Consider the following 25,016-nt stretch of genomic DNA (forward strand, 5'->3'; position numbering starts at 1 on the left):
TAGCGGAGCTCCCATGTCCACCGACGCCGTTCCCATCTTCAAGCTGTATGGCGAGACGCACCACTGGCCGACGCCGGACCTGCTTCACTGGGAGTCGATCCCCGAACGCAGCCGGCTGCACGACTGGAAGATCCAGCCCCATCGTCATACCGACCTGCTGCACCTGCTCCACCTCTCTGCCGGCCGCGTCAGCCTGGAACTGGAGGGCAGCCAGCGCTCCCATGAGGCCCCGTTGATCATCGTGGTGCCCGCCATGAGCATCCATGGCTTCCACTTCTCGCCGGATACCCAGGGCCATATCATCACCCTGGCAAGCCCCCTGGCCGAACGACTGGAGGAGCGCCTGGGTGCCCAGGCGGGAGCGATGTCACTGGCCACCGCCTACCCTCTGGATGCCGCCCGACCGGCCCGGCGCATCGCGACCCTGGTGGACCAGCTGGGAGAGGAGTATCGCCACCCCGCACCCGGCCGCGAACACATCCTGGAGGCGTTCACCGAGGCGCTGTTCATCGAGCTCTCCCGCCTGACCGTGCGGCAGACCAACGCCGGCAGCGCGAGAGCCCCCCGGTCCCAGGGGCGAGGACTGACCCACCTGCAGAACTACCAGGCACTGATCGAGAAGCAGTTTCGTCAGCAGCCCAGCATCGAGAAATTCGCCGAACAGCTGGGCATGACCAGCGCTCACCTCAATCTGCTCTGCCGGCGCCTGGCCAACCGCAGCGCCCTGCAGCTGCTGCATGAGCGCCTGCTGCTCGAGGCCAAGCGACAGCTCACCTATACCAACATGACCGTCGGCCAGGTGGCCGACAGCCTGGGATTCTCGGAACCCGCCTACTTCACGCGCTTCTTCAAGCGCTTGACCGGACTCGCTCCCCGAGACTTCCGCCGACGTCAGCCCGACGCATAGCCGCGGGCCAACATCCCGAAAGACGCCCCGAAACGACAGCGCCCCCGCAAGCCTTTGCTTGCGGGGGCGCTTTTCACTGGGATTCTTCGCTCAGCCAGCCGCTTCCAGCGACTTGCCCTCGAACGCCTGGGCGTTGGGGCAGAAGCCACGGCAGGTCTCCCGGGTATCACCGGCGCGCATCGCCTTCCAGCAGCGCCCCACGACCGGGCAGTGGTTGCAGACGGTCTCGAGCTCCGCGAAGAGCCCCGCGTCATTGGCAGAGAAGTCCTCTCGACCAAGCCCGAAACGCTCCATCATGACGGGCATCAGGGTCACGGCGGGAATCAGGTCGCGCTCGGCTCCGCGGTTCAGGGTCCGCGAGACCTCTCGCTCGAAGGCCGGCGCCATCGGCGCGTTCAGGTCGCGCACCAGCTCCCGGAAGTCGACACTGGCCTCGTTGCGGATGCCTTGCACCACCTGGGGAATGCTGGCCTCGAAGAGACGCTGCTCGAGACGCGCCAGCCAGCCCTGACGTTCGGTCTGTTTGTCATTCATGTCACACCTCCGGGCCGGTCATACCGGCGGTGCCGGTCGCCAAGCGAGTTTCACTGACTCAAGGATGGTGCTGCGCAACCCCGTTGCCAAATGAGGATTTCACACACCCCTATAACTATAGAGTTATGCCATACCCTCGACATCATGACGACCTGCCACCGGATCAGAGCAGGAACAGGGTAGTGAGCACCGGGAAGGCGATCAGCAAGGCCAGGCGCAGGAAGTCCGAGAGGATAAAGGGCGCCACGCCCTTGAAGATCTCGCCCAGCCCCACGTGGGGCGCCATCGCCTTGATCACGAAGACATTCATGCCCACTGGCGGGGTGATCAGGCCCAGCTCCACTGTCAGCACGGTGATGATGCCAAACCAGACCGGGTCGATACCCAGTGACTGGATGATCGGGAATACCACCGGCACCGTGATCACCAGCATGGCGATCGCATCCATGAACATCCCCAGCACGAAGTAGAGCAGCAAGATGCACAGCACCACGACCATGGGCGAGAGCTCCATGCCGTAGAGGAAGTCGGTGATGGAAAACGAGATCCGCGACACCGAGATGAAGTAACCCAGGGTCTCGGCCCCCACCAGCATGAAGAACACCACACTGGAGAGCGCCAGGGTCTCCTGCACGCTGCGCCACAGTTCGGCACCACGCATGCCCTTGGCCAGGGCATAGAGCAGGGTGGCGAAGGCACCGACGCTGGCCCCCTCGGTGGGGGTGAAGGCGCCGAAGTAGATCCCCAGGATCATCACCAGGAACACCGCGAAGAACGGAACCAGCCCCGAGAGAGAGGCCAGCTTCTGCTTCCATGCCGTCGGCTCGCCGGCCACGGCAAGCGAGGGCTTCACGCGCATCACCACGCTGACCGTCAGTGCATACATCACCAGCCCCAGCAGGCCAGGCACCAGGCCGGCCATGAACATGTCGCCCACCGACTGCTCGGTGAGGATGGCGTAGATCAGCAACGCGATGGAGGGCGGGATCATGATCCCCAGGGTGCCGCCGGCGGCCAGTGCACCGGTGGCCAGACCCCGGTTGTAGCCGTAGCGCTCCATCTCCGGCAGGGCGACCCGGGTCATGGTGCTGGCAGTGGCCAGCGACGAGCCGGAGATCGCCGAGAATATCCCGCAGGAGCCCACCGCAGCGATGGCGAGTCCCCCTTTCCAGCCGCCGCAGATCACCCGGGTGGAGTGGAACAGCTTGCCGGCCATGCCGGAGTGGGCCGCCAGCACGCCCATCAGGATGAACATCGGCACGGCGCTGAAGCTGTAGTTGGAGAGCACCTCCACCGGCACGGTCTTGAGCTGGGCGATTGCCGCTCCCCAGCTGATCACCTGGGCGAAACCCACCACCCCGACGACCAGCATGGCCAGTGCTACCGGCACCCGCAGCACCATCAGCAGCAGCAGTGCGCCCAGGCCGATGGCTCCGATCATCTCACTCCCCATGGGCGGCCTCCTGGTCGGCAGCGAAGACGGCGCTCAGCACGGCATGCAGCAGGCTGCGCAGCCCCAGCAGCAGGCTGAGCACGGCGGCGGCGTAATAGATGGGCCCCATGGGCATCCGCAGGTCCTGGGTCACCTCGCCATGCCGTGCGGCGGCGGAGGCAGAGTCCAGCAGCCCCAGGAACAGCACCAGCCCCAGGGCCGCAAAGCCCAGCAGATAGACACCGTGCAGGCGGTTCTTGAGGTTGGGCGAGAGTCCATGGGAGAAGGCCTCCACCACTACCTGACTCTTCTCGACATTGGCCGCCATGGCGGCTAGCAGGGAACAGAGCATCAGGTAGCTGACCAGCTCCACGCTGCCGGAGACACGCAGGGCGATGGCCCCCTCGGTGATCCGGTAGAGATAGCGGGTAACGACATCGGCGATGGTCACGCCCAGCAACGCCAGCAGGGCGAGGCCGGCCACGATGCGGCAGACAAGGGCCAGCCAGTGGCTGGCCCTTTCCAGGGTGGACTGCATACCGTCTTACCCCTGCCCGTCGGCGCAGGACGCACTGGCCGCCAGTGCCGCCTCGTAGACCTCACGCCCCGGCAGGCCACGCTCCTCGAGCTCGGCCAGGTAGCTGTCGATGCCATCCTGAAGCGGCTTCTGCCAGTCCGGATGCGAAAGCGGTTCCTCGATCTCGCGGATGGTGTGGCCGGCATCGCGAGCCTCCTGCTTGCCTTCCACGTCCAGACGATCGAACACCTCACCGGCATTCCCGGCCCACTGCATGCCGGAGTTGGCATCGATCACCGCCTGCTGCTCGGGGCTCAGGCTGTCATAGGTGCGCTGGTTCATGGTGGCCACGAAGATCAACGTATAGAAGGGTACCTCGGTGTGGTAGCTGACCAACTCGTTGATGCGGAAGCCCTTCAGCCCCTCCCAGGGGAAGCTCAGGCCGTCGATCACGCCGCGCTGCATGGAGGTGTAGATGTCCGGCGCCGGCATGCCCACGGGGCTCGCCCCCATGTTCTCCAACATCTCGCCGGCGACCGCCGTGGGGCGGCGGATACGCAGCCCCTCGAGGTCTGACGGCACCTGCACATCGGTGTCGATGGTGTGGATACCGCCCGGCCCGGTGGTGAAGAAGAACAGCGGCCGGGTGTCCTCGTACTCGCTCTCCAGGTGCCCCTCGTCGTACAGGGTCTGCAGCACGCAGGCACCCTGGGTCGCCGTGGTGGCCACCCCGGGCAGCTCGACAATCTGCGAGAGCGGGAAGCGCCCCGCGGTATAGCCCTGGGCGGTGGCGCCGATATCGGCGATACCGTTGGCCGCCGCCTCGTAGATGGAGTCCGGCTTGGCCAGGGTACCGGAGGGGAACATCTCCACCTTGAGCTCACCGCCGGACTCCTCCTCCAGAGTGGCCGCCCACTCCTCGAAGATATCCTGGTTTACCCCCGATGCGCCGGGCCAGAAGTGCGCCATGCGCAGGGTGGTGGAGGCCTGGGCGGCGGAAGCGGCAGTCAGGCCGGCGATGGACGCAGTCAGCAGGCAGCGGGTCAGGACGCGTTTCATGGGAGTCCTCCGGGGCATTGTTGTCATGGGCTTGGCTGTATGGACTTATCGAACGTTCGCATCCCGAATACACGTTCGGGATATAAGCAAACTACCCGACTCTTGCGGTTCTGGAAAATGGACCTTGGTCTAGGATAGGGCGCCTGCCGGTGATGCGCACAAGTCCCGACGAACGGAAACGTCTCGACAAGGACAAAATGCCAGAAAAGTTGGATTATTCGCATATTCCTGACGTGACGTCGTGTATGCCCTTGACCGAGCCCCCCGGCATCCGCCCAGGAGCACGCGGCCAATGGAGTCGCGCACCACGCTGTGGGCGCCATCGCAGCCGGCCACATAACTGCCGCGGGTGGAGGGCATTCTCGACCAAAGCAGGGATGGCCAGGCACCGGCCATCTATTTAGGCTCCTAAGCATAATCACACAATGATTCGCCCCTGCTCAGGAGCCACCCATGACGCGCCTCGCCGTGCCACCCGGCCTGATAGTCGTGCTATCGGGCATCACCGCTGCCCTGCACGTGGGCAAGCTGCCCCCGGCCCTGACCATCCTCCAGGACAGCCTCGAGATCAGCCTGCTCCAGGCCGGCTTCCTGGTCTCGCTGGTCCAGCTCGCCGGCATGTCGCTGGGACTGATCGTGGGCCTGTCGACGGACCCCCTGGGTCTGAGGCGCAGCATCACCCTGGGCCTTGGCCTGCTGGCCGGCGCCAGCCTGCTGGGAGGCTTCGCCGAGACACCCGCCTTCCTGCTCGTGTGCCGCGCCCTGGAGGGTCTGGGATTCCTGCTGGTGGTGCTCTCGGCTCCTGCCCTGCTTCGCCAGCTGGTACCGGTGGAGCGCCTCCACCGCGCCATGGCCCTGTGGAGCTGCTTCATGGGGCTCGGCGTCGGCACCGCCCTGCTGACCGGGCCCTGGGTGATCGCCTGGCTGGGCTGGCAGGGGTGGTGGTGGACACTGGCCGGGTGGACGCTGCTGATCCTGGTCGCGGTGCGCTGCAGGGTGCCGGCGGACCGGCACCGCGACAGGAGCCGCCCCCCGTCCGGCGTAGGCGACGAGGGCTGGCGCCAACGCCTGGGCCTGACGCTGGGCTCCCCGGGGCCCTGGCTGGTCGCCCTCTGCTTCGCCATGTACTCCAGCCAGTGGCTGGCGGTGATCGGCTTCCTGCCCACCATCTACCGGCAGGCAGGCATCGCCGAGGGGCTGGCCGGTTCGCTGACCGCCCTGGTGGCCGCCGCCAACATCATCGGCAACCTGGGCTCCGGCCAGCTGATGCAGCGTGGCATGGCCCCCACCACGCTACTCCGGCTCGGCTTCGTGTTCGCGGCCCTGGGCACTTTCCTGGCCTTCGGCGAGGCGACCGCCGAAGCGCCGGGCCTGCGCGTCGCTGCCGTGCTGATGTTCTCCGCCGTCAGCGGCGTCATTCCGGGGGCCCTGTTCACCCTGGCAGTGCGCCTGGCGCCCAGCGAGCACACCGTCTCCACCACCATCGGCTGGATGCAGCAGTGGTCGGCCTTCGGCCAGTTCGCCGGCCCGCCCCTGGTGGCGTGGGTCGCCACCCAGGCCGGCGGCTGGCACTGGACCTGGACCCTCACCGGCACGGCCTCGCTGGTGGGCATTCTGTTGGCCTTCCGGCTCTCCCGGGTGCTGGCCGCCCCGCCGCTGACGTCGGCCGGTGCAACCGCCCGCTAGCAGCCCGCTGTCCCTGCCACCCGCCGACGATGCCCGAGGCTGTCGCTCCTGCTAAGGTAGGGCGGACGCCGCGGCCACGACGCTTCCTTCACCTCACGAGACGACAGACGACATGACCGGCTCCCCCCTCTACCGGGCCAACTCCCTGCCCGGCAATCTGCTCAGGCGCTGCCACCAGATCAGCGTGGCGATCTTCCTGCGCAAGTGCGAGGCCTACAACCTGACCCAGCTGCAGTACATCATCCTCTGTGCGCTGGAGGAGCATGGGTCCATCGACCAGATCACCCTGGGCGGCCATACCGCCCTGGACCGCAACACCGTGGCAGTGGTGGTACGCAAGCTGGAGGAGCGCGGCCTGGTGACACGACACCGCAATCCCGAGGATCGCCGCTCCATGCTGGTGACCCTGACGAAGGAGGGGGAGCGCCTGCGCCATGCCGCCGAACCGGCCGTGGACGATGTGCAGGAGGCTATACTGGCCCCGCTCGAAAGTGACGAGCGCGAAGTCCTGTGCCGACTGCTGCTGCGTATCGCCGACGAGAACAACCACCTGAGCCGTGTGCCGGTGCGTCAGGCGGGGTGAGGCCATGGACTCCCTGCCCAGCCTGCGCCCAATGACGCTGATCTCCCACAGTGCTCTGTTGACCCGGCACACCAAGGTGGAGGCTCCATATGCTAAAGGGCGATTTGCAGGGGCATTGGGCAATCACCGTCAATGGGAACTGGTGACTCACCTTCGCTTTCGATGGAGAAGACGCCGTCCTGGTTGACAATCAGGACTATCACTAGGAGGGCAGCATGAACCGAATGCACAACCCTGCGCACCCTGGCACCGTGCTACGCGAATACCTCGGAGATGTCACTGTCACCGAATCGGCATCGCGACTTGGGGTTACTCGCGCCGCGCTCTCTCGCATCCTGAACGGCAACGCTGGCATCTCTGCTGACATGGCGCTGCGCCTCGAGCAGGCATTAGGTACCAGTGCCGAGATGTGGTTGGAAATGCAGCTCAAATATGAGCTTTGGCAGGCCTCACAGCGCCCGCGCGCGCAGGTAACACCGTTGCATGCAGCGGGCTGACCCCGCGCGAGCCGCTACCGAGCAGCGCCAAGGAACTAACAAGCGGCGGGCCCGAGAGCCCGCCGCTTCGCATGCTGAGTCCGCCGGCCGATCACATCCGACAGTCGCTGTCCGGCGCTTCAAGCTGCTCGTGGGCGACCTCCACTACCTCGTGGCGGCCATCACGGATCTCGCGCAGGTAGATATTCTGTATCGGGTGGTGAGAATCGGAGAAGCGCAGCGGGCCCCGCGGGCTCTGCAGCTCCACCTCGGCCAGTGCATCGATCAGGGCATCACGGTTCGCGGCGTCGCCCCCCACCGCCTCGAGTGCCTGAGCCAGCATGGCGCCGGTATCGAAGCCATGTACCGCATAGGCGTCGGGCGTTTCGCCATAAGCCGCCTCATAGGCCGAAACGAAGGACCGGTTCTCCTCGCTTTCCAGGGTCTCGGCATAGTGCAGGGTGGTCAGCACCCCTTCACCGGCGTCACCGAGTGCCGCGAGATTGCCCTCGGTCAGGAAGCCAGAGCCCAGCAGCGGGATGCTCTCCTTGAGGCCGGCGGCGGCATAGTCGCGCACGAAGCTGACCCCGCCACCGCCGGCGAAGAAGGTGTAGACGGCATCCGGCGTGAGGCTGGCGATCTGCGTCAGGTAGCTCTGGAACTCGGTGCTCGGAAATGGCACCAGGATCTGCTCGACGATCTCGCCGCCCTCCTCGGTGAAGGCGTTCTCGAAGGCTGCCAGGTCCTCCTTGCCCCCGGCATAGTCCCAGGTAATGGTCACCACCCGGCGATGGCCACGTTCGAAGGCCACCTTGCCCATGGGATAAGCGTCCTGCCACATGTTGTGGGAGGTTCGGAAGACATTGGGCATGCAAAGCTGGTTGGTGGCCGCCTCGAGCCCGGCGTTGGGGATGATAGTGATGGCGCCGGTCTGCTTGGCCACCCGCAGCATGCCCATGGCCACGCCGGAGTGCACCGGGCCGATGACGACGTCGACGCCATCGCCCTTGACCAGGCGACTCATATTCTGGGGCGCCTTGGATGGGTTGGCCTCGGAGTCGAGCTCGACATACTCGACGTCACGCCCCCCGAGTTGGCCACCCTGCTGCTCGATGGCAAGCTTCAGGCCGTTAGTGATGGCCTCGCCCAAGGCCGCGTAGGTGCCGCTGTAGGGAAGCATCAGGCCAAGCGCCAAGGGGTCGCTATCCTCGGACAGGGCCGACTGACCGGCCAGCAGTAGGCCGGCCCCCAGCAGGGACGTCACAAGCGTTTTGTTGGTCTTGATCATGGTGACTTCGTCTCTTGTCTGGTTTTTTGTTGGGTCGTTCAGACGCGTTGTGCTTGCGGGGTCCGAGCGTCGGCATTCCGCTCCCAACCCAGGAGGCGCCTCGCCGCCACCACGTCATCCTGAGGGTCGTGGTTCCACAGCCAGTCGAAGCGGGTCTCGAGGTTCTCGATCAGCTTCGCCTCGTCGTCGCCGATGCCTTCGCCGGCGTACTCGTAGACGTTCCCCGCCTCGTGGGAGGTGCGCTGCACCCTGCAGGTGCGCCCATGACGAACCGCCTCGAAGGCCGCCAGCACAGACTCGACATTGCCGCGCCGGCAGGCCTCGTCGCCCAGCAGGCTGGCGAGCACATAAGCGTCCTCCAGCGCCTGGCCGGCCCCGGCGCCCTGGTGGGGCACCAGCGCATGGGCGGCGTCACCCACCAGCAGCACGCGGCCACGGTGGTAGCGCGGCAGTTCGGGCAGCTCGTGCAGCGCCCAGCGGGTCGGCTCGGGGATGCACTCCAGGATCGCCCTGGACGCAGCCCCCCAGCCCGCAAAGACCTCCAGCATCTCCTGCTGGGAGACGGCCTGGACCCACTCCTCCCCCTCGGGCAGCTGCGGCTCGGCGGAGGAGCGGTCGGTGATGAAGGCCACCACGTTGATCAGCTCCGACTGCTTGACCGGGAAGGTGAGGATATGGCGGTCATGCCCCAGGTACATCTGAGGCACCAGGGCCAGGCGTCGGTCGGCGCCCTTGCCCTCCAGGGCCTCTTCCAACTGGGCGGTGGGGATCATGCCGCGATAGGCGTAGGTACCGCTCCAGAAGGGGGCGATCTCACCATGGGTCTCGGCGGGTAGCACATTGGTGCGTACCGCCGACTTGATGACATCGAAGCCGATCACGATATCGGCGGTGAAGGACGTCCCGTCGGCGAAGTGGGCGGTGGCGCCCTCCCCCTCCTGGGTGACCTCGACACAGCGCTTGCCGAAATGCGCGATCCCCTCCGGCAGGTTGGCGACGATGGCGTCCAGGAAGTCCGCCCGATGCACCGAGGACTGCCCGCAGCCGGGCGCTAGGCTGGCGGTCAGGTAGCCGTCGTCGCTGCCACGGCGCCACTCGAACCAGACGTCCTCGAAGGGCGCCGGCGAGGCGTCGGCGATGCGACGGTAGGCGTCCTCGAGGCCGAGCCGCTGGATGGCACGCACGGCGTTGGGGCCGAAGGAGACCCCGGCGCCGATCTCGGAGAACTGCGGCGCCGCCTCGAAGAGCTGCACATCGAGGTCGGGGAAGCGGGACAGGGCCACGGTGAAGGCCACGCCGCCGATGCCGCCGCCGATGATGGCGATGGACAGGCGAGAATCAGTGGCGGACGTGGTGGTGTGGTGGGGCTGTCAATGGCCATCAGAAGTGACCCACCAGTGGTCATTAGTTTTGACCCACCCGTGATCGTCAGCTGAGCGTCTTCTGCTTCAGCCGGTAGCTCTCCCCACCGAGCAGGTAGAGGTGCGAGTGGTGGATGATCCGGTCGACGATCGGCACCGCCACGTTGTCGTCGTGGAAGAACTCCCCCCAACTGGTAAAGTCCTTGTTGGTGGTGATGATCAGTGACCGGTGCTCATAGAACCGGTTGATCAGCTGGAACAGCGCGTAGCGCGCCTGCCGGCTCATCGGCAAGTAGCCCAGCTCATCGATTACCAGGGCGTCGACCTTGGCGAGCTTGTGCAGCGTCTTCTTCAGCTCGCCCTTCATCTCGGCGAGTTCCAGTTCCTCGACCAGGTCCAGGGCGTTGCGGAACAGCACCCGGTAGCCGGCCTCGATGGCCTTCTGTCCGATACCGATCGCCAGGTGGGTCTTGCCCACCCCCGGCGGGCCGATAAATACCAGATTCTCGCGGTTGTCGAGGAAGGCGAAGTCCAGCAGGGCGTTGACCTGGCGCTTGGTGATGGTGGTTTGGTGCCGGTAGTCGAACCCCTCCAGCCGTTTGTCGCTGGGGAAGCCGGCCTGGCGCCGGTAGAGGTCGATGCGCTTGGCCTCGCGGGTCTGGCGCTCGTGCTCGACCAGCATGTCGGCGAAGGCCAGGTAGGAGACCTCGTTGGCCTCGGCCTGGGCCAGCAGCGCGGTGAGGTCGCCGGCGATGGCGCCCAGGCGCAGGCTGCGGTAGCGCCCGGCGGTCAGCTCAAGCTGCCCCATGGGTCACCTCCTGCTGGCCGCTGGAGTGGCCAAGCCAGCCGTACTGAGCCAACTCCACCGGTGTCGTGCATGGACCGCTGGGGGTGTCGCCCTCTGGATCCCGGCCCCGCGCCTTGGCGAGCCGCGCCGCCGCCAGCCGCTCCTTGAGGCCGCCGGCGGTGAGGCGCTCCCGGGTGACCCAGTCGCCGATCAGCGCCAGGTCCAGCATGTCCTCGCCCTCCAGCAGCTGCTTGGCGGCGCGCAGCTGGTCCTTGTAGTGGCGCGGCATGGCGGCACGCAGGCGCGCACAGAGCTGCTCCCCCAACGAGGCGCCAAGGCAGCGGACGATGGCCGTCTCAAGCTCCGCCTCCTGCTGGCGGTGGTCGCGGTAATGGCTCTCGTTGCGCAGCGTGCGGCCCTTGCCTAGGTGAAGGGCATGGGTGGCGATCTCGTCGCCGCTCTCCAGGTCATGGATTGCCAGGCGGTTTTCCGCTTCCCGGACCCCGACACGGCCCTGCTGGTAGGCCATCGGCACCGAGTACTTGTTGGCCTTCCAGGCGATCAGCCCGGTCTTGTCGACCCGGCGCGGGGCCATGCCGTCGGCCTCGCGGCCCACGCAGGCCGGCGTCAGGTAGGGGCGCAAGTGGCACCGTTCTTCGGCGTCGCACAGCACCCTCGGCTGCTGGCCGGTGGTGCCATGAGTGCGCACGTTGGCGACCTCGTCGAGCCACTGCCGCACGTAAGCGCGCAAGTCGGCCTCGTCGCGGAATACCTCGCCATAGAAGGCATCCTGCTTGGCGTACTTCACCCCGGCTTCGACCTTGCCCTTACTCTCCGGGTCGTAGCCGCAGCAGGCATGGATCCGGAAGCCGGCGGTGGTGGCGTACTCGTGGAAGCGCTGGTTCACCTCCAGCTCACGGAACTGCTCGCTGATCACCACCATCTTGGTCTGGTCGTAGACGCACTCCTCCGGCAGGCCGCCGAAGTAGCGGAAGGCCTCGTCGTGCAGGCGAATGAAGGTGGTGGTATCGAGCGGCGACAGGCTGATGCCGACATAGGTCAGGCGCGAGTAGGAGAGCACGAACACCACGAAGTACAGGGGGCGCGGCTCGCCGCCGATCATCACCTCACGCAGCTCACCCGGATCCACCTGGCACTGGACGCCGGGCACCATGTCGAGCACCGGCTCGTAGTAGCGCCGCTGCCGGCTGGCCACCGTGCTTTTCACCTGCTGCACGTAGCGACGCAGGGTACGCTCCGAGACCGCCAGCTCGCCGACCTTCTCGCGCAGCTTGCGGGCGACCTTGACGCTGCTCAGCCGGGGGAAGGTGCGCAGCAGGTAGACGATGTAGTCGCGGTGGGCGTCGAGTTTCTTCTCGCGCTCGCGGTTCGACTGCGCCGCCTGGATGGTGGCCTCATCCTGACGCAAATACTTGCGGACGGTGTTGCGAGAGATACCCAGCTCCTGGCCGATGGCTCGAATCGACAGGCCCTGTCCGTCATCGTGTAGTGCTTTGATCTTGTGAATCATTCCCCAGTCCTTCACATCTCCGTCCCGACCCTTGGCTGAGCCGACACGGTAAGTGGATGGTGGCAGCGCTGCCACCTCGGGGGTGGGTCAAAAGCGTTGGCCGGTACTGGGTCACTTTACTTGGCCATTAACAGGGGCATGCTGCGCTCTCCGTCAGGGATGCGGTTCTTGTCATGGCATCGGGTGATGACACGCAGGCTAGAGCCCCTTCGGTATTCACACAACGCAGCCACTTTCATACTTTAAATAAATGAAAGTAATATCATCTTGAATACAGTCAATTAGGCGAGACGAGACATGTTGCGGCTGGCGGATATCGACGTGAACCTGCTGGTGGTCTTCGACCTGCTCTACCGGGAGGGCAGCACCCAGCGGGCGGCCGAGCACCTCGGCGTGACCCAGCCCGCCGTCAGCCACGCCCTCAAGCGCCTGCGCCGGTTGCTCGATGATGAGCTCTTCGAGCGCACCTCCAGGGGGCTTTCGCCGACGCCGCGGGCGGACCAGCTTCACCCCGGCATCGCCGAGGCGCTGGCCCGGTTGCATGAGACCCTCAACCTGGGCGATGACTTCGCGCCGGTCAGCAGCGAGCGAACCTTCCAGCTGGCCATGACCGATATCGGCGAGATGGTCTTCCTGCCGCGGCTGCTGGAACACCTCGCCAGCGAGGCCCCCGGCATCCGGCTCAGCACGGTGCGCAGCCATCAGGAGGACCTGAAACGAGAGATGGAGGAGGGGCGGATCGACCTGGCCGTCGGCCTGATCCCCCAGCTGGGCGCCGGCTTCTACCAGCAGCGGCTCTTCGTGCAGCGCTATGTCTGCCTGATGCGCAGGGACCACCCCCTGGCAGGGGGCGGTTTCGACATGAGCGATTTCCGGGCCGCCACCCACGCGGTGGTGGTGGCGAAGGGCACCGGGCACGGCATCGTCGAGGAGCAGCTCGCCCGGGCGGGCATCGAGCGCCCGGTCCGTCTGCAACTGCCCCACTTCGCCGCCGTGCCCTATATCATCAGCGAGAGCGATCTGGTGGTCACGGTGACCGACAAGTTCGCCGAGGCGACCCGGGAGCGCTTCGGGCTGGCGGTGCAGGAGCACCCCCTGCCCTTCCCCGAAATCCCCATCAACCTGTTCTGGCACCGACGCTACCACCGCGACACCGGCAACCGCTGGCTGCGCGGCCTGATCTTCGCGATGTTCTCCGAATAGAAGAAGGGGGCAGCTGCCTCGGCAGATGCCCCCTCGTGACGGCGCAAGCGCAGGGTCAGTCGGTTGATCATCAATTTGCCCTGACCTGACCAGCAAGCACCTAAAGGAACTTGGTGAGCTGCAGGCGAAAGGCGTCGCCCTCGCTCTCGAGCCCCTTCAGTCCACCGCCTTCCGCATCATACTCGTGGTAGACGGCGCCCTTGAGCATCACTCCGGCCGTGGGCCAGAGGTAGCCCGCCTCGGCACCGATGGCATGACGCTCGGCCTTGGCGGTGGTCGCCGCGCCGTCGTCGGCCTCCAGCTGCCAGGCGTCATAGCCCACCAACCCCAGCTCCAGGCCGTTTTGCAGACGATGGCCGATGCCCCACTCTACCAGCCAGTTGTCCCCGGGGGTGATGCCGGTATCGTCCTGCTCGGTCTGTGATCTCTTATCGCGACAGTGGCGGAAGCCCAGGCATCTTCGACCAAGCTAATACAGGCGCGAATCATCATCAGACTGATAAGGCCGGTCGCCAGCCCGCTGATACCGGCCATCAGCGAGAAGAGGATGACGGCGGGAATGATCACCGCGCGCAGGCCGATCCGGTCGGCCAGGTTGGCCATGAAGATCGAGGAGATCCCCCAGGTAATTGCCAGCACACCCGTCACCAAGCCCAAGTCCTGAAAATCCAGATTCAGGTCCTGCATGATGACTGGGAAGAGCGGCATGATCATGAAACGATCGATACTGACCAGGCCGAACCCCAGTGTCAGCAGCAGCACCATCTTCCACTCGTAACGGGTATCTCATTCTTGGTTCTGTGTTGTCTTCATCTTGCTTGCCTTATTTTCGGATTATTGGCAAAGGGCCAGGGTGCCGAGACATGTGATGCCTCGGCGGTTCTTCAATGGAATCGTGATGTTATTCGCGAAGGGCTGATCCGCTTATTGGTTGGGTACCATCACGAAGTCGAAATGTGCCTTCCACTTTGTCTCGCCGCTTTCATTCAGGACATAGTCGACAACCAGCGACTCCTTGACCCCGAAGACCGTGTCCGAGGTCAGGTAGTCATCCCCGGAGACAAAAGTGTGGGTGACGATGCGTTCATGGTTCGGATGGTTGAGCATGAAATGCATGTGGGCCGGTCGCCATGGGTGGCGGCCCAGGTGCCCGAGCATCTGCCCCACCGGCCCGTCATCCGGAATCGGGTAGGAGACCGGCTTGATACCGGTGAACCAGTAACGGCCATCCGCACCGGTGATAAATACGCCACGGTTGTTCCACTCAGGTTGCTCGCCCGGTTGCTGAACATCGTAGAAACCTTCGCTATTGTCAGACCATACGTCGATGCGTGCCCCCTCGATGGGGTTGCCATCCGGATCCTGCACCCTACCCTCGTAAAGGCAGGTTTCGCCCTTGCCATCGAGAGAGATGTTGGCTCCCATATCCAGCACCGGCGCGCCATCCACGTGGAAGGGGCCGAAGACCGTGTTCTCGGTAGTACCGGGGGGGCGGCGATGTTGAATGGCATCCACCAGCATCGAAACCCCCAGAGTATCGGAGAGCAAGATGAACTCCTGGCGCTTGTCATCGCAGATCTGGCCGGTGCGAGTCAGGAACTCAATGGTAACCTCCCACTCCTCCTGGGTGAGCTCGACCTCCTTGACGAAACCGTGCAGGTGCTTGACCAGTGAGGCCATCACCTCACGCAGGCGGGGGCTTACCTCATCGCCCATGCGGGCGTTGACCGCCTCGACGGAACGGTCTTCGGTGAAGTAATCAATCTGTGACATGTGGCGTTCCTCTCCATGGGCCCACCCTGTCGGGCCCAACAATTCATTCAGGGCGGGCACCGCTCCAGGCCCGCTGCAGCAATTCACGCACGGCGTCACGCTGGACAGGCTGGGGGTTCCAGTAAGGATTCTTCACTGCCAGGTCGGCGGCGCGATCCAGGTCGGATTCGGCCATTCCCAGTTCCTTGAGCGCAAGGGGAGCCCCGAGTGACTTGGCGAAGTCGTAAAGGCCACTACCCAGCTCACCACCGAACAGCTCGGCGGCCGGTGCCAGCACATCCGCCGCGGCGCGGGCGTTGTAGGAGGCGGTATGCGGCAGCATGATGGCGTGTGTCTCGGCATGGGGCAGGTCGAAACTACCGCCGAGGGTGTGACACAGCTTGTGGTGAAGCGCCATTCCCACTGTGCCCAGTACGGTGCCACACAGCCAGGAACCATAGAGGGCGTTGCTACGTGCGGCCACATCGTCGGGGCGTTCGACGATGACAGGCAGGGCCTCCTTGAGGCCGCGGATCCCCTCCAGCGCCATCAGCGCCGTGATGGGATTGCGGTCCTTGGCATAGAGGCCTTCGACGGCATGGGCCATGGCATTCAGTCCGCTGGTCACGCTCATGCCGACCGGCAATCCCAGGGTCAGGTTGGCGTCATAGATCACCACCTCGGGCAGGATCGAGGCGTCCTTGACGGTGGTCTTAACGCCTTCCTCGGTCTGGCCGAGGATCGGCGTGACCTCGGAACCGGCATAGGTGGTGGCCACCACCACTTGGGGGGCGCCATTGCGGTAGGCGATCGCCTTGCCCAGGCCGATGGTCGAGCCGCCGCCCAGGGCGACCACGCAGTCGGCCCCCACCTCAGCGTAGGCCGCCATGGCCTGCTCGGTGACCGCTACCGGCGTGTGCATGGCGGCCTCAAAGAAGACGCCGGCACCCAGCTCGCCCAGCTCATGGTTCAGACGCTCGGCATCCTCGCGCTGGAAAGGCGTGGAGAGCACCAGGGCCCGGGAGCCGCCCAGCTGGCGAATCTCGTCTGCCACCTTGGCCAGGCTTCCGGGGCCAAACACGATGCGTGCCGGGTTGGCGGTATAGATGAAGTCGTGTGACATCATAATCTCCAGAGGAAAATTATCATCGAGCGTGGCTCAGGCGCAGCGACTGGTCTGTTGGTTCGGTGCCTGCATGTGTAGCTGCAGCATGAGTTCATCGAACTGCCGGCGCAGCGCTTCTGGTGAGCCAGCGGCGGCGGCTACGTAGTAGTCGGGGCGGACCATCACGTAGGTGACGTCGTTCTCGTTGAACCAGCGCGCGTAGGTGCCATTCAAGTCATCGGCGTCACATGGAGCGCCAGGGAGCACCCAGGGGCACGGCGCGCCCTCCCAGCAGACTTAGCTGTTCAAGCTGAGCCGCAATTAGCGCCGCTTCCGGCGATGCCCCGAGGCCGATCACCAACCACCACCCCCGTCCCACAGCCTCATCGAAGCGGTCACGCTTGCCATTGGTGGCCACGCCCTGCACCGAGAGTTCGCCACCATGGGGGCGTCCTCGCACCAGGCACCCGGACCAAGAGCGGCCTTATCGGTCAGCACTGACTAGCTACTGGATGCCTATAACTCGGCCTTCATGCGCCGATCACAGAAAGAATGATTGATCGTTCCCTGAAGCGCACAATGAGCTTACTTATGCCAAAGCGAGCACTCCTGAAATGTTACTTGTAAAATTAGCGAAGACCGAAGTAGAAATGACTCCGGCCTTCACTGAACAGGTGCATTGATTCCGATGCCAGGACGCGTCTTCTACGAGTGGATTGGGGGGAATACGCCATTGAGGAAAGACGCCATTTCCTCCGTGCTATCCAGCGGAAAAATGCCGGCCACGTACTGATCCGGGCGTACGACCACTACTGCGCCATCCCGAGAGATAGCGCGTTCTTCGAAGATATCGTGGTCCTCGAGTGTACCGAACACATGCTCCATATCGGTCAGTTCGAAATACCCCGCTTTAGGTTTAAAAACCTGGGCAACATCTGACATATCGAAGTCAGTGTAGGCCTGTTGGTGGATCAATTTGATGTCGAACAGCCGGGGAGGCAAAGCCTCTTCCGCCCAGTAGGTCCAGGATCCCAACACCTCAGACTCGTTGGGGGCTGGTGCGTCTGCAAATACATACACGCGCCAGCGACCATCAGCAGTGTGCTGGTGGCCAATGTGCAGAGGCACCAGATCACATACCCGACCTACCTGTGCGGATTTGAAACGTCGGCCTATTGGGTAGCCGGCTGCGAGTTGCTGATGACGTACGGATGTGGTGATTATGGATGGCTCGTACTCGGTGAGGTAACCAGCATTGAACTCCGCTGTCTGCGTATAGAACGTTTCCAGTTCCTGTGGGTCCTTTAGTCGGTCATTCGACTCAGCCATGAGAGAAGACCACTGTTTGTCGAACTCGATAAGCCGGTGCGCAATGTCTCTGCGTTCGTCGGCATAGGTACATAGAAGTTTCTTGGGGCTGTTACCGGTGAGCACATGGCCCAATTTCCACGCAAGGTTGAAGCCATCCTGCATGGAAACGTTCATTCCTTGTCCTGCTTGCGCTGAGTGCGTATGGCAGGCGTCGCCAGTGATGAAAACGCGCGGGTACTCACTGTTTGTTTTGTCGGAGCTCCTGTCATCGAAATCGTCAGTGATACGGTGGCTTACCTCATAGACTGAGTGCCACACCACATTTTTCACATCAAGCTTATATGGATTAATGATTTCCTGAGCTTGAGCGATCACCTCCTCGAGAGGGGTTTCCCGGACACTGCGTTCGTTGCCTTCCGGCACTTCTCCGAGGTTTACATAAAGGCGGAACAGGAACCCACCCTCGCGTGGGATGAGTAGGATGGAGCGACCATTGTTAGCTTTGATGGTGCATTTCTTGCGAACATCCGGAAAATCGGTGTCTGCAAGAACATCCATGACACCCCAAGCCTGGTTCGCTTGGTTACCGCTAAGCCGGTATCCCAGCGATTTTCGAACATTACTGCGTGCGCCGTCTGCTCCAATCAGATACTTTGTCCGGATCTGAAGCTCTTCACCTTGGTCGTCACCAGCGGAGCGGCGTAATGTGACTTTGACCGGATAGTCGTCGTCTTCCAAGACCTCAAAATCAACGAATTCATAACCGTAGTCCGGCTCCATGCGGGTGGGTGCGTTTTTCATGTAACGGTTGAAATGATCAATGATACGCGTTTGGGTAATGAGCATCATGGGCCATTCACTGAACTTTGTGGGGAGCTCCCGGACACTGCTTTCCCGCGCGACATGCTCTGGTTTTTTCGGATCCGGCTTCCAGAACGTCATGTCTGTAATGGTGTGGGCCTCCGCATAGATCTCGTGCGCGAATCCAAATGCCTGAAATGTCTCCATGGTTCGCGAATGGACACCATCAGCATTGGCCAGTTCCAGACGATGGCCACGCTTTTCAATCATGCGTGTGTTTATGTTCGGGAATTGTGAGAGCTGCGCGGCTGCAATTGATCCGGCCGGCCCACAACCGACGATGAGAACATCCATAGTCTCTGGCAGATCTTTGGGTCGATCGACTCCAACCCCTTGAGCCGGCATGGTCATAGGGTCACCGGTTTGATAGCCTGATACGTGAAACTGCATGTCAATACTCCAACTTGTTATATATTGAAAATATGTGTTGATGGTTTTCTGCATTGAAGAGCTCTAACTGGGCTTTCCGAACGCCAGCTGGTCTTTCAGTTTCGATCGTCAGACCTTGGCGCTGGTGGCCAGCTGGCTGGCCTGGTCCTGCTCGTCTTCCTTGGCGCGCGGACGGGCATGGCGATGTTGCAGCTCGGGCCTGTCGGTCGTGGACAGCTCGACGTCGAACACCACCTCGGAGAAGGCACCGTCCATCTCGCGCTTGGCGATCTCGCCCTGATCCTCGATGCGGTTGGCCGGCACCACCAGCTCCTCGCGGGTGGCGAAGGCGAAGTCGTCGAAGGTGTAAGGGTCGCCCGCCAGGTTGATCTGGGTGGTCAGGTGCTGGTGGCCCGGGGCGGAGACGAAGTAGTGGATATGCGCCGGACGCTCGCCGTGGCGACCCAGGGACTTGAGCACCACGTCGGTGGGGGCACCTTCCGGTACGCCGTAGCCGGAGGGGATGATGCTGCGCGCGGTGTAGCGACCCTCGCCGTCGGTGTAGATGGTGCGACGCAGGTTGTACTCGCTCTGGGTCTGGTCGAAGAAGGAGTAACCGCCCTTGGAGTTGGCGTGCCAGATCTCGACCTTGGCACCGGCGATGGGGGTGCCGTCGACGTCACGCACCTGGCCGGTCAGCCACATGGCCTCGCCGTCCTGGTCCTGACCGTCGTCCATGCGCGCGAAGCCCTCGGCTTCCGGGGCGCCGGCCACGTAGAGCGGGCCCTCGATGGTGCGCGGGGTGCCGCCGGTGCGCTGGGCTTCGGCATCGGCCGCGTCCTGACGCATGTCGAGGAAGTGGTCGAAGCCCAGGCCCGGCGAGAGCAGGCCGAACTGGGTCTGGCTGCCCAGGGCGTTAAGCAGGTTGACGGCGGACCAGTACTCCTCCTCGCTGACGTCGAAGTCGTCGATCAGCTTGAACAGGTCGGAGAGCATGCGATGCATGATCTGCTTGGAGCGCTCGTTGCCGCCCTCCTGGTCGAAGCCGGCGACGGTCTTCAGGAAGCCCTGGACCTCGGGGGTATCGAAAATCTTCACGGTCATGGTGTTGTTCCTCTTGTGTTATTCCGTGCAGGTCGGCGCCGATCGACGACCCGCTGTCGGTCAGATGCGTTGTTCGCTTCTCTCCTTTACGCGCACAAAGCGCTTGAGGTCCTGGGAATGGATGACTGAAACATCGAGCGCCTCCAAGTGAGTCGCCACCTAGGTAATACAAGAGTCGTGCCAAGTTCCGAAAAAAGAGTATAATTTTAAATAAACAATGACTTACGTCATAGAAATGGAGGGCTAGCAGGGAGGTTGAGATGAGGGGAATCAAGGAAATAGCGAAATGCTGCGGCGCAGCTTCAAAAAAACATGAAAACCTGGGGAATCCCGGCTAAGACAGGCGAGATGTTGGTAAGAAAAGCATTGGGACTTATGCTGTAGTCTTCTTCGGCGGCAAGACCGCCCAATTGATTTGGACTAAAGAACAAGCCAGACAATAAAAAACATGTGACCGCCTGATGCCACGAGGGACCCCATGACGACTCCGCACTACCCCGACAGCCAGGCCATTCTCGACAAGTTGCGTTTTCTACCTAACGAGGGCCAGATCTGGCTTGGCGAGCAGCGAATGCTACTGCTGCAGGTACAAACCATGGCCATCTTCCGCAAAGAGATCGTCAATACCATGGGGCTGCATCGCGCGCGAAGCTTCTTCATGCGGCTGGGTTACCATGCCGGCATCCAGGATGCCGAACTGGCCCAGGCAGTTCGTGGCCATGACATGTCGGTGGAGGATGGCTTTTTGGCCGGCCCGCAGCTTCATGCCTTGCGTGGGCTGGTGAAGGTGGTGCCCACCGTCCTGGAAATCGACTCCGAAAGCGGCCATTTCTATAGTGAGTTCGAGTGGCAGGACTCTTACGAGGTAGCCATCACCCAAAACATTTTCGGCCCGTCCAGGGAGCCGGTTTGCTGGCTGCAGCTAGGCTATGCCTGCGCATACTCCAGCCAGTTCCTCGGCCAAGAGATCCAGTATCGCGAGGTGGAGTGTCGAGGCTGCAGCGATGACCGCTGCCGGATCATCGGTAAGCCGGCCCGAGAATGGGAAGACCACGAGACCTTCGCCGAACTATTCCGCGAGGACCAGCTGATCGACGAGCTCTATGAGCTGCAGTCCCGCATCGCTTACCTGGAGGACGATATCGCCCGCCATCAGGGCGAAGAGCGTCATCGCCCCATCGGCAAGGCCCCCGCCTTCCTGGGCGCACTCGACCTGATAGACCGCGCCGCCCGCTCCGAGGTGCCGATCCTGCTGCTCGGCGAGACCGGCACCGGCAAGGAGATCCTCGCCCACCGCGCCCACCAGCAGAGCGAACGCGCTCAAGGCCCCTTCGTGGCGGTCAACTGTGCCGCCATCCCACCCGAGCTGATCGAGTCGGAGCTGTACGGCGTCGAGAAAGGCGCCTACACCGGGGCGGTACAGTCTCGTGCTGGGCGCTTCGAGCGTGCCCACGGCGGCACCCTGTTCCTCGACGAGCTCGCCGAGCTTTCGCCGCGGGCCCAGGCATCGCTGCTGCGTGCCTTGCAGGAGAAGCAGATCGAGCGGGTCGGCGGCCAGACCAGCCAGAGCGTCAACGTACGCATCGTGGCCGCCACCCATGGCGACCTGACCGAGCGAGTCCGGGACGGCCGCTTCCGCTCTGACCTGTTCTACCGGCTCAACGCCTATCCGGTCGTGATCCCGCCGCTGCGCGAGCGCCGCGACGATATCCCGCTGCTCGCCGAACATTTCCTGGCCCGCTTCGAACAGCACTATCGCATCAAGACCCTGGGCTTCACTGACCAGGCCCTGGCGGCGATGGGGCGTCACGACTGGCCGGGCAATATCCGCGAACTGCAGAACACCATCGAGCGCGGGGTGATTCTCGCCGGCGACCGCCAGTCGATCGGTGAACAAGCACTGTTCGGCCAACGGCCTGATCCCGTCGGCCAGGTGCTCGGCGACAACGGGCATCTCACCGCCGGCAGCTCAGCGACAGGCGATACTGATGATGCCCTGGAGACGCTGTGTAGCAGCATCCTGGAAGGTGGCATCGCCCTCGAGACACTGGAGGACACACTGCTGGAACGAGCCTATCGCGAGGCCAACGGCAACGTCTCGGCCGCGGCACGGCGACTGGGACTCAGTCGGGCGGCGCTGGACTATCGGCTGAAAAAACGGGGAAAGGCGTAGCGAATCGACGGCCTACATGGCGGGCAACGACAGTAGAGCCGTGGGGGCAGGACAGACCGCACATCTTCCAGTGAGCCGCTGTACGGTCACCGTGCGATGTGCGAGATCAAGACAGAACAGGCCACCTTGCCGATGCGCTTGTGCAGGGGAGGCCCGGACACAGGTACATCTGCGCGATACCCTGGCAGACATCCTTACCCCGGTGTTTCAGGCCCCGGATCTTCTGGTACCCACCGCCCACAAGGCCTTCGACGAGACCGCGTGGGCGAGCAGGCCTTTACCATCGTGACACCCCAAAACGTATAAGGCCGCGCCGGCTTACCGGCCGATGCGCAGCACCGGCTTGACGGTGGTGCCGTTCTTCGAGTCCTCGAAGGCCTGGTTGATCTGCTCCGGCGCATAGAACTTGACCAGCCGATCGAAGGGGAAGCGCCCCGCCTTGTAGTAGGCCACCAGCTGCGGGATGAACACCCGCGGCACGGAGTCGCCCTCGATCACCCCGATCATCGACTTGCCCTCGGCCATCAGGTCGTGGTGCACGTCCAGGGTCACCTCTGGGGTGACGCCGACGATGGCCGAGACGCCCAGCGGCTTGAGCGCCTGCAGTGACTGACGGACCACTACCGGTACCCCGGTAGTCTCCACGGCGAACTGGCTACCGCCACCGGTAATCTCGCGCACCCGCTCGACGGTGTCTTCCTGCTGGCCGTTGATCACGTGGGTGGCACCCAGCTCCCGGGCCAGCTCGAGGCGGCTGTCGTGGACATCCACGGCGATGATCTGCCGACAGCCGGTGATGCTGGCCGCCATGATGGCGGAGAGCCCCACGGCCCCACAGCCGAAGACCACCAGGCTCGACCCGAACTCGGGCTTGAGCCGATTGAGCACGGTGCCGGCCCCGGTCTGGATGCCGCAGCCCAGCGGGCCCAGCAGCGCCAGGTCCACCTCGGGGTCCACCTTCACCGCGTTGCGGGCGCTGACCACGGCGTGGGTGGCAAAGGAGGACTGGCCAAAGAAGGTGGCCAGCGACTCGTCGCCATGGGCCAGACGGTGGTCGCCGTCATCCATGGCGCCGCCGAAGTTGAGCTCGTTGAAGGTATCGCAGACGGTAGGATGGCCGGTCAGGCAGTGGCCACAGCCGCCACAATGGGCGAACGACAGCACCACGTGGTCCCCCACCTCGAGCCCGCTCACTCCCTCGCCGAGGGCCTCCACCACGCCGGCGCCCTCGTGGCCCAGCACGATGGGAAAGGGCGCGATGCCCAGATCCCGGGCCACGGCATCGGTGTGGCACACCCCCGTGGCCACGATGCGCACGCGAATCTCGCCCAGGGCGGGCTCGGCCAGTTCGACCGATTGCCACTCGAAGTCGCTTCCCTGTTCAGCAGTGACTGCCGCTTGAATCTTCATCATTGCATCTCCGTACACCCTTGCGGTGAAAAGCAGTCAGCCCGGCCACACGAGGTGGCCAGGCAGAGACGGTACGCTCAGAAAGGATAACCACGCGGCGTGTGCTGCACGCTGACCCACTGGTCGGTGGTGAACTCCTCGATGGCCCAGTCGCCATTGAAGCGACCCAGGCCGGAGTTCTTCTCGCCACCGAAGGGCACGTGGGCCTCGTCGTTGACCGGCATGTCGTTCACATGGGTCATGCCCGCCTTGATGCCCTGGGCGAATCGCACGCCGCGCTCCAGGTCACCGCTGAACACGGCGCTGGAGAGGCCGTACTCGGTGCCGTTGGCCAGTTCCAGGGCGTGGGCCTCATCGCGGGCCTTCTGGATGCCCACCAGCGGGCCGAAGATCTCCTCGCGGCTGATCTCCATGTCGGGAGTTACATCGCCGAACACATGGGGAGGCACCAGCTGGCCCTCGATCTCGCCATCGAGAAGCACGGTCGCGCCTTCCTGCTTGGCGGTGGCGATCTTGGCCTCCAGGCCCTCGCGCTGCCTGGCGTTGATTACCGGACCCACCACGGTGGCCATGTCGTCGGGGTCACCCACCTTGAGTCCCTTGACCTTCTCCACGAAGCGCTCGACGAAGGCGTCATAGAGAGATTCGGCAACGATGATGCGGTTGACCGCCATGCAGATCTGGCCCTGGTGCAGGAACTTGCCCATGGCCGCGGCATTCACCGCCTGCTCGATATCGGCGTCGTCGAGCACCACGAAGGGGCTGTTGCCGCCCAGCTCCAGGGAGACCTTCTTGATATGCTCCCCGCCGCTGGCGATGCGACCGATGCCGCGCCCCACCTGGGTGGAGCCGGTGAAGGAGATCAGCCGCGGCACGCGATGCTCGACGAAGGCATCGCCGATCTCGCTGCCGGCACCCACCACCACAGTGAGCAGTCCCTCGGGCAGGCCGGCCTCCTCGAAGACCTTCGCCAGCAGCAAGCCGCCGGTGACCGGGGTGTCGCTGGCCGGCTTGATCACCACGGCGTTGCCCAGCGCCAGCGCCGGAGCGACGGAGCGCTGGGAAAGGTGCAGCGGGAAGTTCCAGGGGCTGATCACCCCCACCACGCCCAGCGGCTTGCGATAGACGCGGTTCTCCTTGCCCGGCACGTTGGAGGCCAGGGTCATGCCGTGCACTCTCCCCGGCATGCTGGCGGCCTCCAGGGTGATGCCGCGGGCCGCGCCCCACTCGACATTAGCCTTGAGGCGGGTGCTGCCCGACTCGCGGATCAGCCAGTCGATGATCTCCTCCTTGCGGGCATCGAAGATCTCAACCGCCCGCTGCAGCACGGCGCTGCGCTCGGCCGGCGGGATCGCCGCCCACTCGGCCTGGGCCTTCTCGGCCGCCAGGAAGGCGGCATCCAGGTCGTGGCGATCCGCCAGGCGGATATCGAGCAGCTCGCTGCCATCATAGGGGTTGGTCACGCGGGTGCGGCGCTCGCTCGACCCCTCGCGCCACTCGCCGGCAATCGGCTGGAGGTGGAAATCGCGATATGCAGTACTCATGGTTCACTCTCCTCTGAAAACTC

The 25,016-nt window shown here is 64.0% G+C and carries 24 protein-coding genes; 6 read left to right on the plus strand and 18 right to left on the minus strand.

Annotated elements, in window-relative coordinates; genetic code table 11:
* The first annotated feature begins 13 nt into the window (after window positions 1–13).
* Window positions 14–907, plus strand: coding sequence for a helix-turn-helix domain-containing protein (locus LWH48_RS10175; protein WP_232912471.1), 894 nt, complete (start codon window positions 14–16; stop codon window positions 905–907).
* A gap of 90 nt (window positions 908–997) precedes the next feature.
* Here the strand turns inward: LWH48_RS10175 and LWH48_RS10180 are convergent, their stop codons facing one another.
* The 4 genes from LWH48_RS10180 to LWH48_RS10195 all read right to left on the minus strand — a co-directional run bounded on the left by LWH48_RS10180 (window position 998) and on the right by LWH48_RS10195 (window position 4,449).
* Window positions 998–1,441, minus strand: a complete 444-nt coding sequence (locus LWH48_RS10180; protein ID WP_232912472.1) for a hypothetical protein — start codon at window positions 1,439–1,441, stop codon at window positions 998–1,000.
* A 163-nt stretch (window positions 1,442–1,604) separates the two neighbouring features.
* Window positions 1,605–2,894 carry a TRAP transporter large permease gene (locus LWH48_RS10185; RefSeq protein WP_232912473.1) on the minus strand — a complete coding sequence of 430 codons (1,290 nt, stop codon included), beginning with the start codon at window positions 2,892–2,894 and terminating at the stop codon, window positions 1,605–1,607.
* The gene (locus LWH48_RS10190; protein ID WP_232912474.1) at window positions 2,884–3,411 is read right to left on the minus strand and encodes a TRAP transporter small permease; all 528 of its coding nucleotides are present in this window, start codon (window positions 3,409–3,411) and stop codon (window positions 2,884–2,886) included. Before LWH48_RS10190 ends, LWH48_RS10185 begins: the two co-directional genes overlap by 11 nt.
* A 6-nt stretch (window positions 3,412–3,417) precedes the next feature.
* Complete coding sequence (locus LWH48_RS10195) at window positions 3,418–4,449, minus strand: TRAP transporter substrate-binding protein (protein ID WP_232912475.1); 1,032 nt, start codon at window positions 4,447–4,449, stop codon at window positions 3,418–3,420.
* A 453-nt stretch (window positions 4,450–4,902) separates the two neighbouring features.
* On the opposite strand from LWH48_RS10195, the gene LWH48_RS10200 reads away from it, so the two are divergent.
* From LWH48_RS10200 to LWH48_RS10210, 3 genes are all read left to right on the plus strand, one after another.
* Window positions 4,903–6,135, plus strand: coding sequence for an MFS transporter (locus LWH48_RS10200; RefSeq protein ID WP_232912476.1), 1,233 nt, complete (start codon window positions 4,903–4,905; stop codon window positions 6,133–6,135).
* 112 nt (window positions 6,136–6,247) lie between these two features.
* Complete coding sequence (locus tag LWH48_RS10205; protein ID WP_232912477.1) at window positions 6,248–6,718, plus strand: MarR family winged helix-turn-helix transcriptional regulator; 471 nt, start codon at window positions 6,248–6,250, stop codon at window positions 6,716–6,718.
* Between the two features lie 215 nt (window positions 6,719–6,933).
* Entirely contained in the window at window positions 6,934–7,215 is a 282-nt protein-coding gene (locus LWH48_RS10210) for a HigA family addiction module antitoxin (protein ID WP_232912478.1), read from the plus strand.
* Between the two features lie 91 nt (window positions 7,216–7,306).
* Here LWH48_RS10210 and LWH48_RS10215 read toward each other — a convergent pair whose 3' ends face one another.
* From LWH48_RS10215 to istA, 4 genes are all read right to left on the minus strand, one after another.
* A complete protein-coding gene (locus LWH48_RS10215) occupies window positions 7,307–8,482 on the minus strand; it encodes an ABC transporter substrate-binding protein (protein WP_269816173.1) in 1,176 nt (391 codons plus the stop codon).
* Between the two features lie 38 nt (window positions 8,483–8,520).
* Window positions 8,521–9,813: a salicylate 1-monooxygenase gene (gene salA, locus LWH48_RS10220; RefSeq protein ID WP_269816174.1), complete on the minus strand. Its 1,293-nt coding sequence runs from the start codon at window positions 9,811–9,813 to the stop codon at window positions 8,521–8,523.
* A gap of 97 nt (window positions 9,814–9,910) precedes the next feature.
* Window positions 9,911–10,651 carry an IS21-like element helper ATPase IstB gene (istB, locus tag LWH48_RS10225; protein ID WP_232912480.1) on the minus strand — a complete coding sequence of 247 codons (741 nt, stop codon included), beginning with the start codon at window positions 10,649–10,651 and terminating at the stop codon, window positions 9,911–9,913.
* Window positions 10,638–12,161, minus strand: coding sequence for an IS21 family transposase (gene istA / locus LWH48_RS10230; protein WP_232912481.1), 1,524 nt, complete (start codon window positions 12,159–12,161; stop codon window positions 10,638–10,640). The genes istB and istA overlap by 14 nt, the downstream gene beginning before the upstream one ends.
* A gap of 297 nt (window positions 12,162–12,458) precedes the next feature.
* Between istA and LWH48_RS10235 the strand changes: the two genes are divergently transcribed.
* Entirely contained in the window at window positions 12,459–13,364 is a 906-nt protein-coding gene (locus tag LWH48_RS10235) for a LysR family transcriptional regulator (RefSeq protein ID WP_232912482.1), read from the plus strand.
* Window positions 13,365–13,464: 100 nt separating this feature from the next.
* Here LWH48_RS10235 and LWH48_RS10240 read toward each other — a convergent pair whose 3' ends face one another.
* From LWH48_RS10240 to catA, 8 genes are all read right to left on the minus strand, one after another.
* Entirely contained in the window at window positions 13,465–13,818 is a 354-nt protein-coding gene (locus LWH48_RS10240) for a transporter (protein ID WP_332875621.1), read from the minus strand.
* A complete protein-coding gene (locus LWH48_RS10245) occupies window positions 13,734–14,129 on the minus strand; it encodes an MFS transporter (protein ID WP_232912483.1) in 396 nt (131 codons plus the stop codon). Before LWH48_RS10245 ends, LWH48_RS10240 begins: the two co-directional genes overlap by 85 nt.
* 159 nt (window positions 14,130–14,288) lie before the next feature.
* Entirely contained in the window at window positions 14,289–15,137 is an 849-nt protein-coding gene (locus LWH48_RS10250; protein ID WP_232912484.1) for an intradiol ring-cleavage dioxygenase, read from the minus strand.
* Between the two features lie 43 nt (window positions 15,138–15,180).
* Window positions 15,181–16,239, minus strand: coding sequence for a maleylacetate reductase (locus LWH48_RS10255; protein WP_232912485.1), 1,059 nt, complete (start codon window positions 16,237–16,239; stop codon window positions 15,181–15,183).
* A gap of 36 nt (window positions 16,240–16,275) precedes the next feature.
* Window positions 16,276–16,455 carry a hypothetical protein gene (locus LWH48_RS10260; RefSeq protein WP_232912486.1) on the minus strand — a complete coding sequence of 60 codons (180 nt, stop codon included), beginning with the start codon at window positions 16,453–16,455 and terminating at the stop codon, window positions 16,276–16,278.
* 10 nt (window positions 16,456–16,465) lie between these two features.
* Window positions 16,466–16,681: a hypothetical protein gene (locus LWH48_RS10265; protein ID WP_232912487.1), complete on the minus strand. Its 216-nt coding sequence runs from the start codon at window positions 16,679–16,681 to the stop codon at window positions 16,466–16,468.
* A gap of 245 nt (window positions 16,682–16,926) precedes the next feature.
* A complete protein-coding gene (locus LWH48_RS10270; RefSeq protein ID WP_232912488.1) occupies window positions 16,927–18,783 on the minus strand; it encodes an FAD-dependent monooxygenase in 1,857 nt (618 codons plus the stop codon).
* Between the two features lie 108 nt (window positions 18,784–18,891).
* Entirely contained in the window at window positions 18,892–19,866 is a 975-nt protein-coding gene (gene catA, locus LWH48_RS10275) for a catechol 1,2-dioxygenase (protein ID WP_232912489.1), read from the minus strand.
* 478 nt (window positions 19,867–20,344) lie between these two features.
* Between catA and LWH48_RS10280 the strand changes: the two genes are divergently transcribed.
* Window positions 20,345–22,039: a sigma 54-interacting transcriptional regulator gene (locus LWH48_RS10280; protein ID WP_232912490.1), complete on the plus strand. Its 1,695-nt coding sequence runs from the start codon at window positions 20,345–20,347 to the stop codon at window positions 22,037–22,039.
* A 318-nt stretch (window positions 22,040–22,357) separates the two neighbouring features.
* On the opposite strand, the gene LWH48_RS10285 is transcribed toward LWH48_RS10280, so the two are convergent.
* Window positions 22,358–23,452 (minus strand): NAD(P)-dependent alcohol dehydrogenase, encoded by a 1,095-nt coding sequence (locus LWH48_RS10285; RefSeq protein WP_232912491.1) that lies wholly within the window; start codon window positions 23,450–23,452, stop codon window positions 22,358–22,360.
* 74 nt (window positions 23,453–23,526) lie between these two features.
* Window positions 23,527–24,993, minus strand: a complete 1,467-nt coding sequence (locus LWH48_RS10290) for an aldehyde dehydrogenase family protein (protein ID WP_232912492.1) — start codon at window positions 24,991–24,993, stop codon at window positions 23,527–23,529.
* Window positions 24,994–25,016 lie beyond the last annotated feature (23 nt).

Source organism: Halomonas sp. G15 (genome assembly GCF_021282295.1).
Lineage (GTDB): Bacteria > Pseudomonadota > Gammaproteobacteria > Pseudomonadales > Halomonadaceae > Halomonas > Halomonas alimentaria.

What these genes read in the sequence shown, in the direction of transcription:
- LWH48_RS10175 (WP_232912471.1), top strand. Translation starts at nt 14, where the DNA reads ATGTCCACCGACGCCGTTCCCATCTTCAAGCTGTATGGCGAGACGCAC.
- LWH48_RS10180 (WP_232912472.1), bottom strand. Translation starts at nt 1,441, where the DNA reads ATGAATGACAAACAGACCGAACGTCAGGGCTGGCTGGCGCGTCTCGAG.
- LWH48_RS10185 (WP_232912473.1), bottom strand. Translation starts at nt 2,894, where the DNA reads ATGGGGAGTGAGATGATCGGAGCCATCGGCCTGGGCGCACTGCTGCTG.
- LWH48_RS10190 (WP_232912474.1), bottom strand. Translation starts at nt 3,411, where the DNA reads ATGCAGTCCACCCTGGAAAGGGCCAGCCACTGGCTGGCCCTTGTCTGC.
- LWH48_RS10195 (WP_232912475.1), bottom strand. Translation starts at nt 4,449, where the DNA reads ATGAAACGCGTCCTGACCCGCTGCCTGCTGACTGCGTCCATCGCCGGC.
- LWH48_RS10200 (WP_232912476.1), top strand. Translation starts at nt 4,903, where the DNA reads ATGACGCGCCTCGCCGTGCCACCCGGCCTGATAGTCGTGCTATCGGGC.
- LWH48_RS10205 (WP_232912477.1), top strand. Translation starts at nt 6,248, where the DNA reads ATGACCGGCTCCCCCCTCTACCGGGCCAACTCCCTGCCCGGCAATCTG.
- LWH48_RS10210 (WP_232912478.1), top strand. Translation starts at nt 6,934, where the DNA reads ATGAACCGAATGCACAACCCTGCGCACCCTGGCACCGTGCTACGCGAA.
- LWH48_RS10215 (WP_269816173.1), bottom strand. Translation starts at nt 8,482, where the DNA reads ATGATCAAGACCAACAAAACGCTTGTGACGTCCCTGCTGGGGGCCGGC.
- istB (WP_232912480.1), bottom strand. Translation starts at nt 10,651, where the DNA reads ATGGGGCAGCTTGAGCTGACCGCCGGGCGCTACCGCAGCCTGCGCCTG.
- istA (WP_232912481.1), bottom strand. Translation starts at nt 12,161, where the DNA reads ATGATTCACAAGATCAAAGCACTACACGATGACGGACAGGGCCTGTCG.
- LWH48_RS10235 (WP_232912482.1), top strand. Translation starts at nt 12,459, where the DNA reads ATGTTGCGGCTGGCGGATATCGACGTGAACCTGCTGGTGGTCTTCGAC.
- LWH48_RS10245 (WP_232912483.1), bottom strand. Translation starts at nt 14,129, where the DNA reads ATGGTGCTGCTGCTGACACTGGGGTTCGGCCTGGTCAGTATCGATCGT.
- LWH48_RS10250 (WP_232912484.1), bottom strand. Translation starts at nt 15,137, where the DNA reads ATGTCACAGATTGATTACTTCACCGAAGACCGTTCCGTCGAGGCGGTC.
- LWH48_RS10255 (WP_232912485.1), bottom strand. Translation starts at nt 16,239, where the DNA reads ATGTCACACGACTTCATCTATACCGCCAACCCGGCACGCATCGTGTTT.
- LWH48_RS10270 (WP_232912488.1), bottom strand. Translation starts at nt 18,783, where the DNA reads ATGCAGTTTCACGTATCAGGCTATCAAACCGGTGACCCTATGACCATG.
- catA (WP_232912489.1), bottom strand. Translation starts at nt 19,866, where the DNA reads ATGACCGTGAAGATTTTCGATACCCCCGAGGTCCAGGGCTTCCTGAAG.
- LWH48_RS10280 (WP_232912490.1), top strand. Translation starts at nt 20,345, where the DNA reads ATGACGACTCCGCACTACCCCGACAGCCAGGCCATTCTCGACAAGTTG.
- LWH48_RS10285 (WP_232912491.1), bottom strand. Translation starts at nt 23,452, where the DNA reads ATGATGAAGATTCAAGCGGCAGTCACTGCTGAACAGGGAAGCGACTTC.
- LWH48_RS10290 (WP_232912492.1), bottom strand. Translation starts at nt 24,993, where the DNA reads ATGAGTACTGCATATCGCGATTTCCACCTCCAGCCGATTGCCGGCGAG.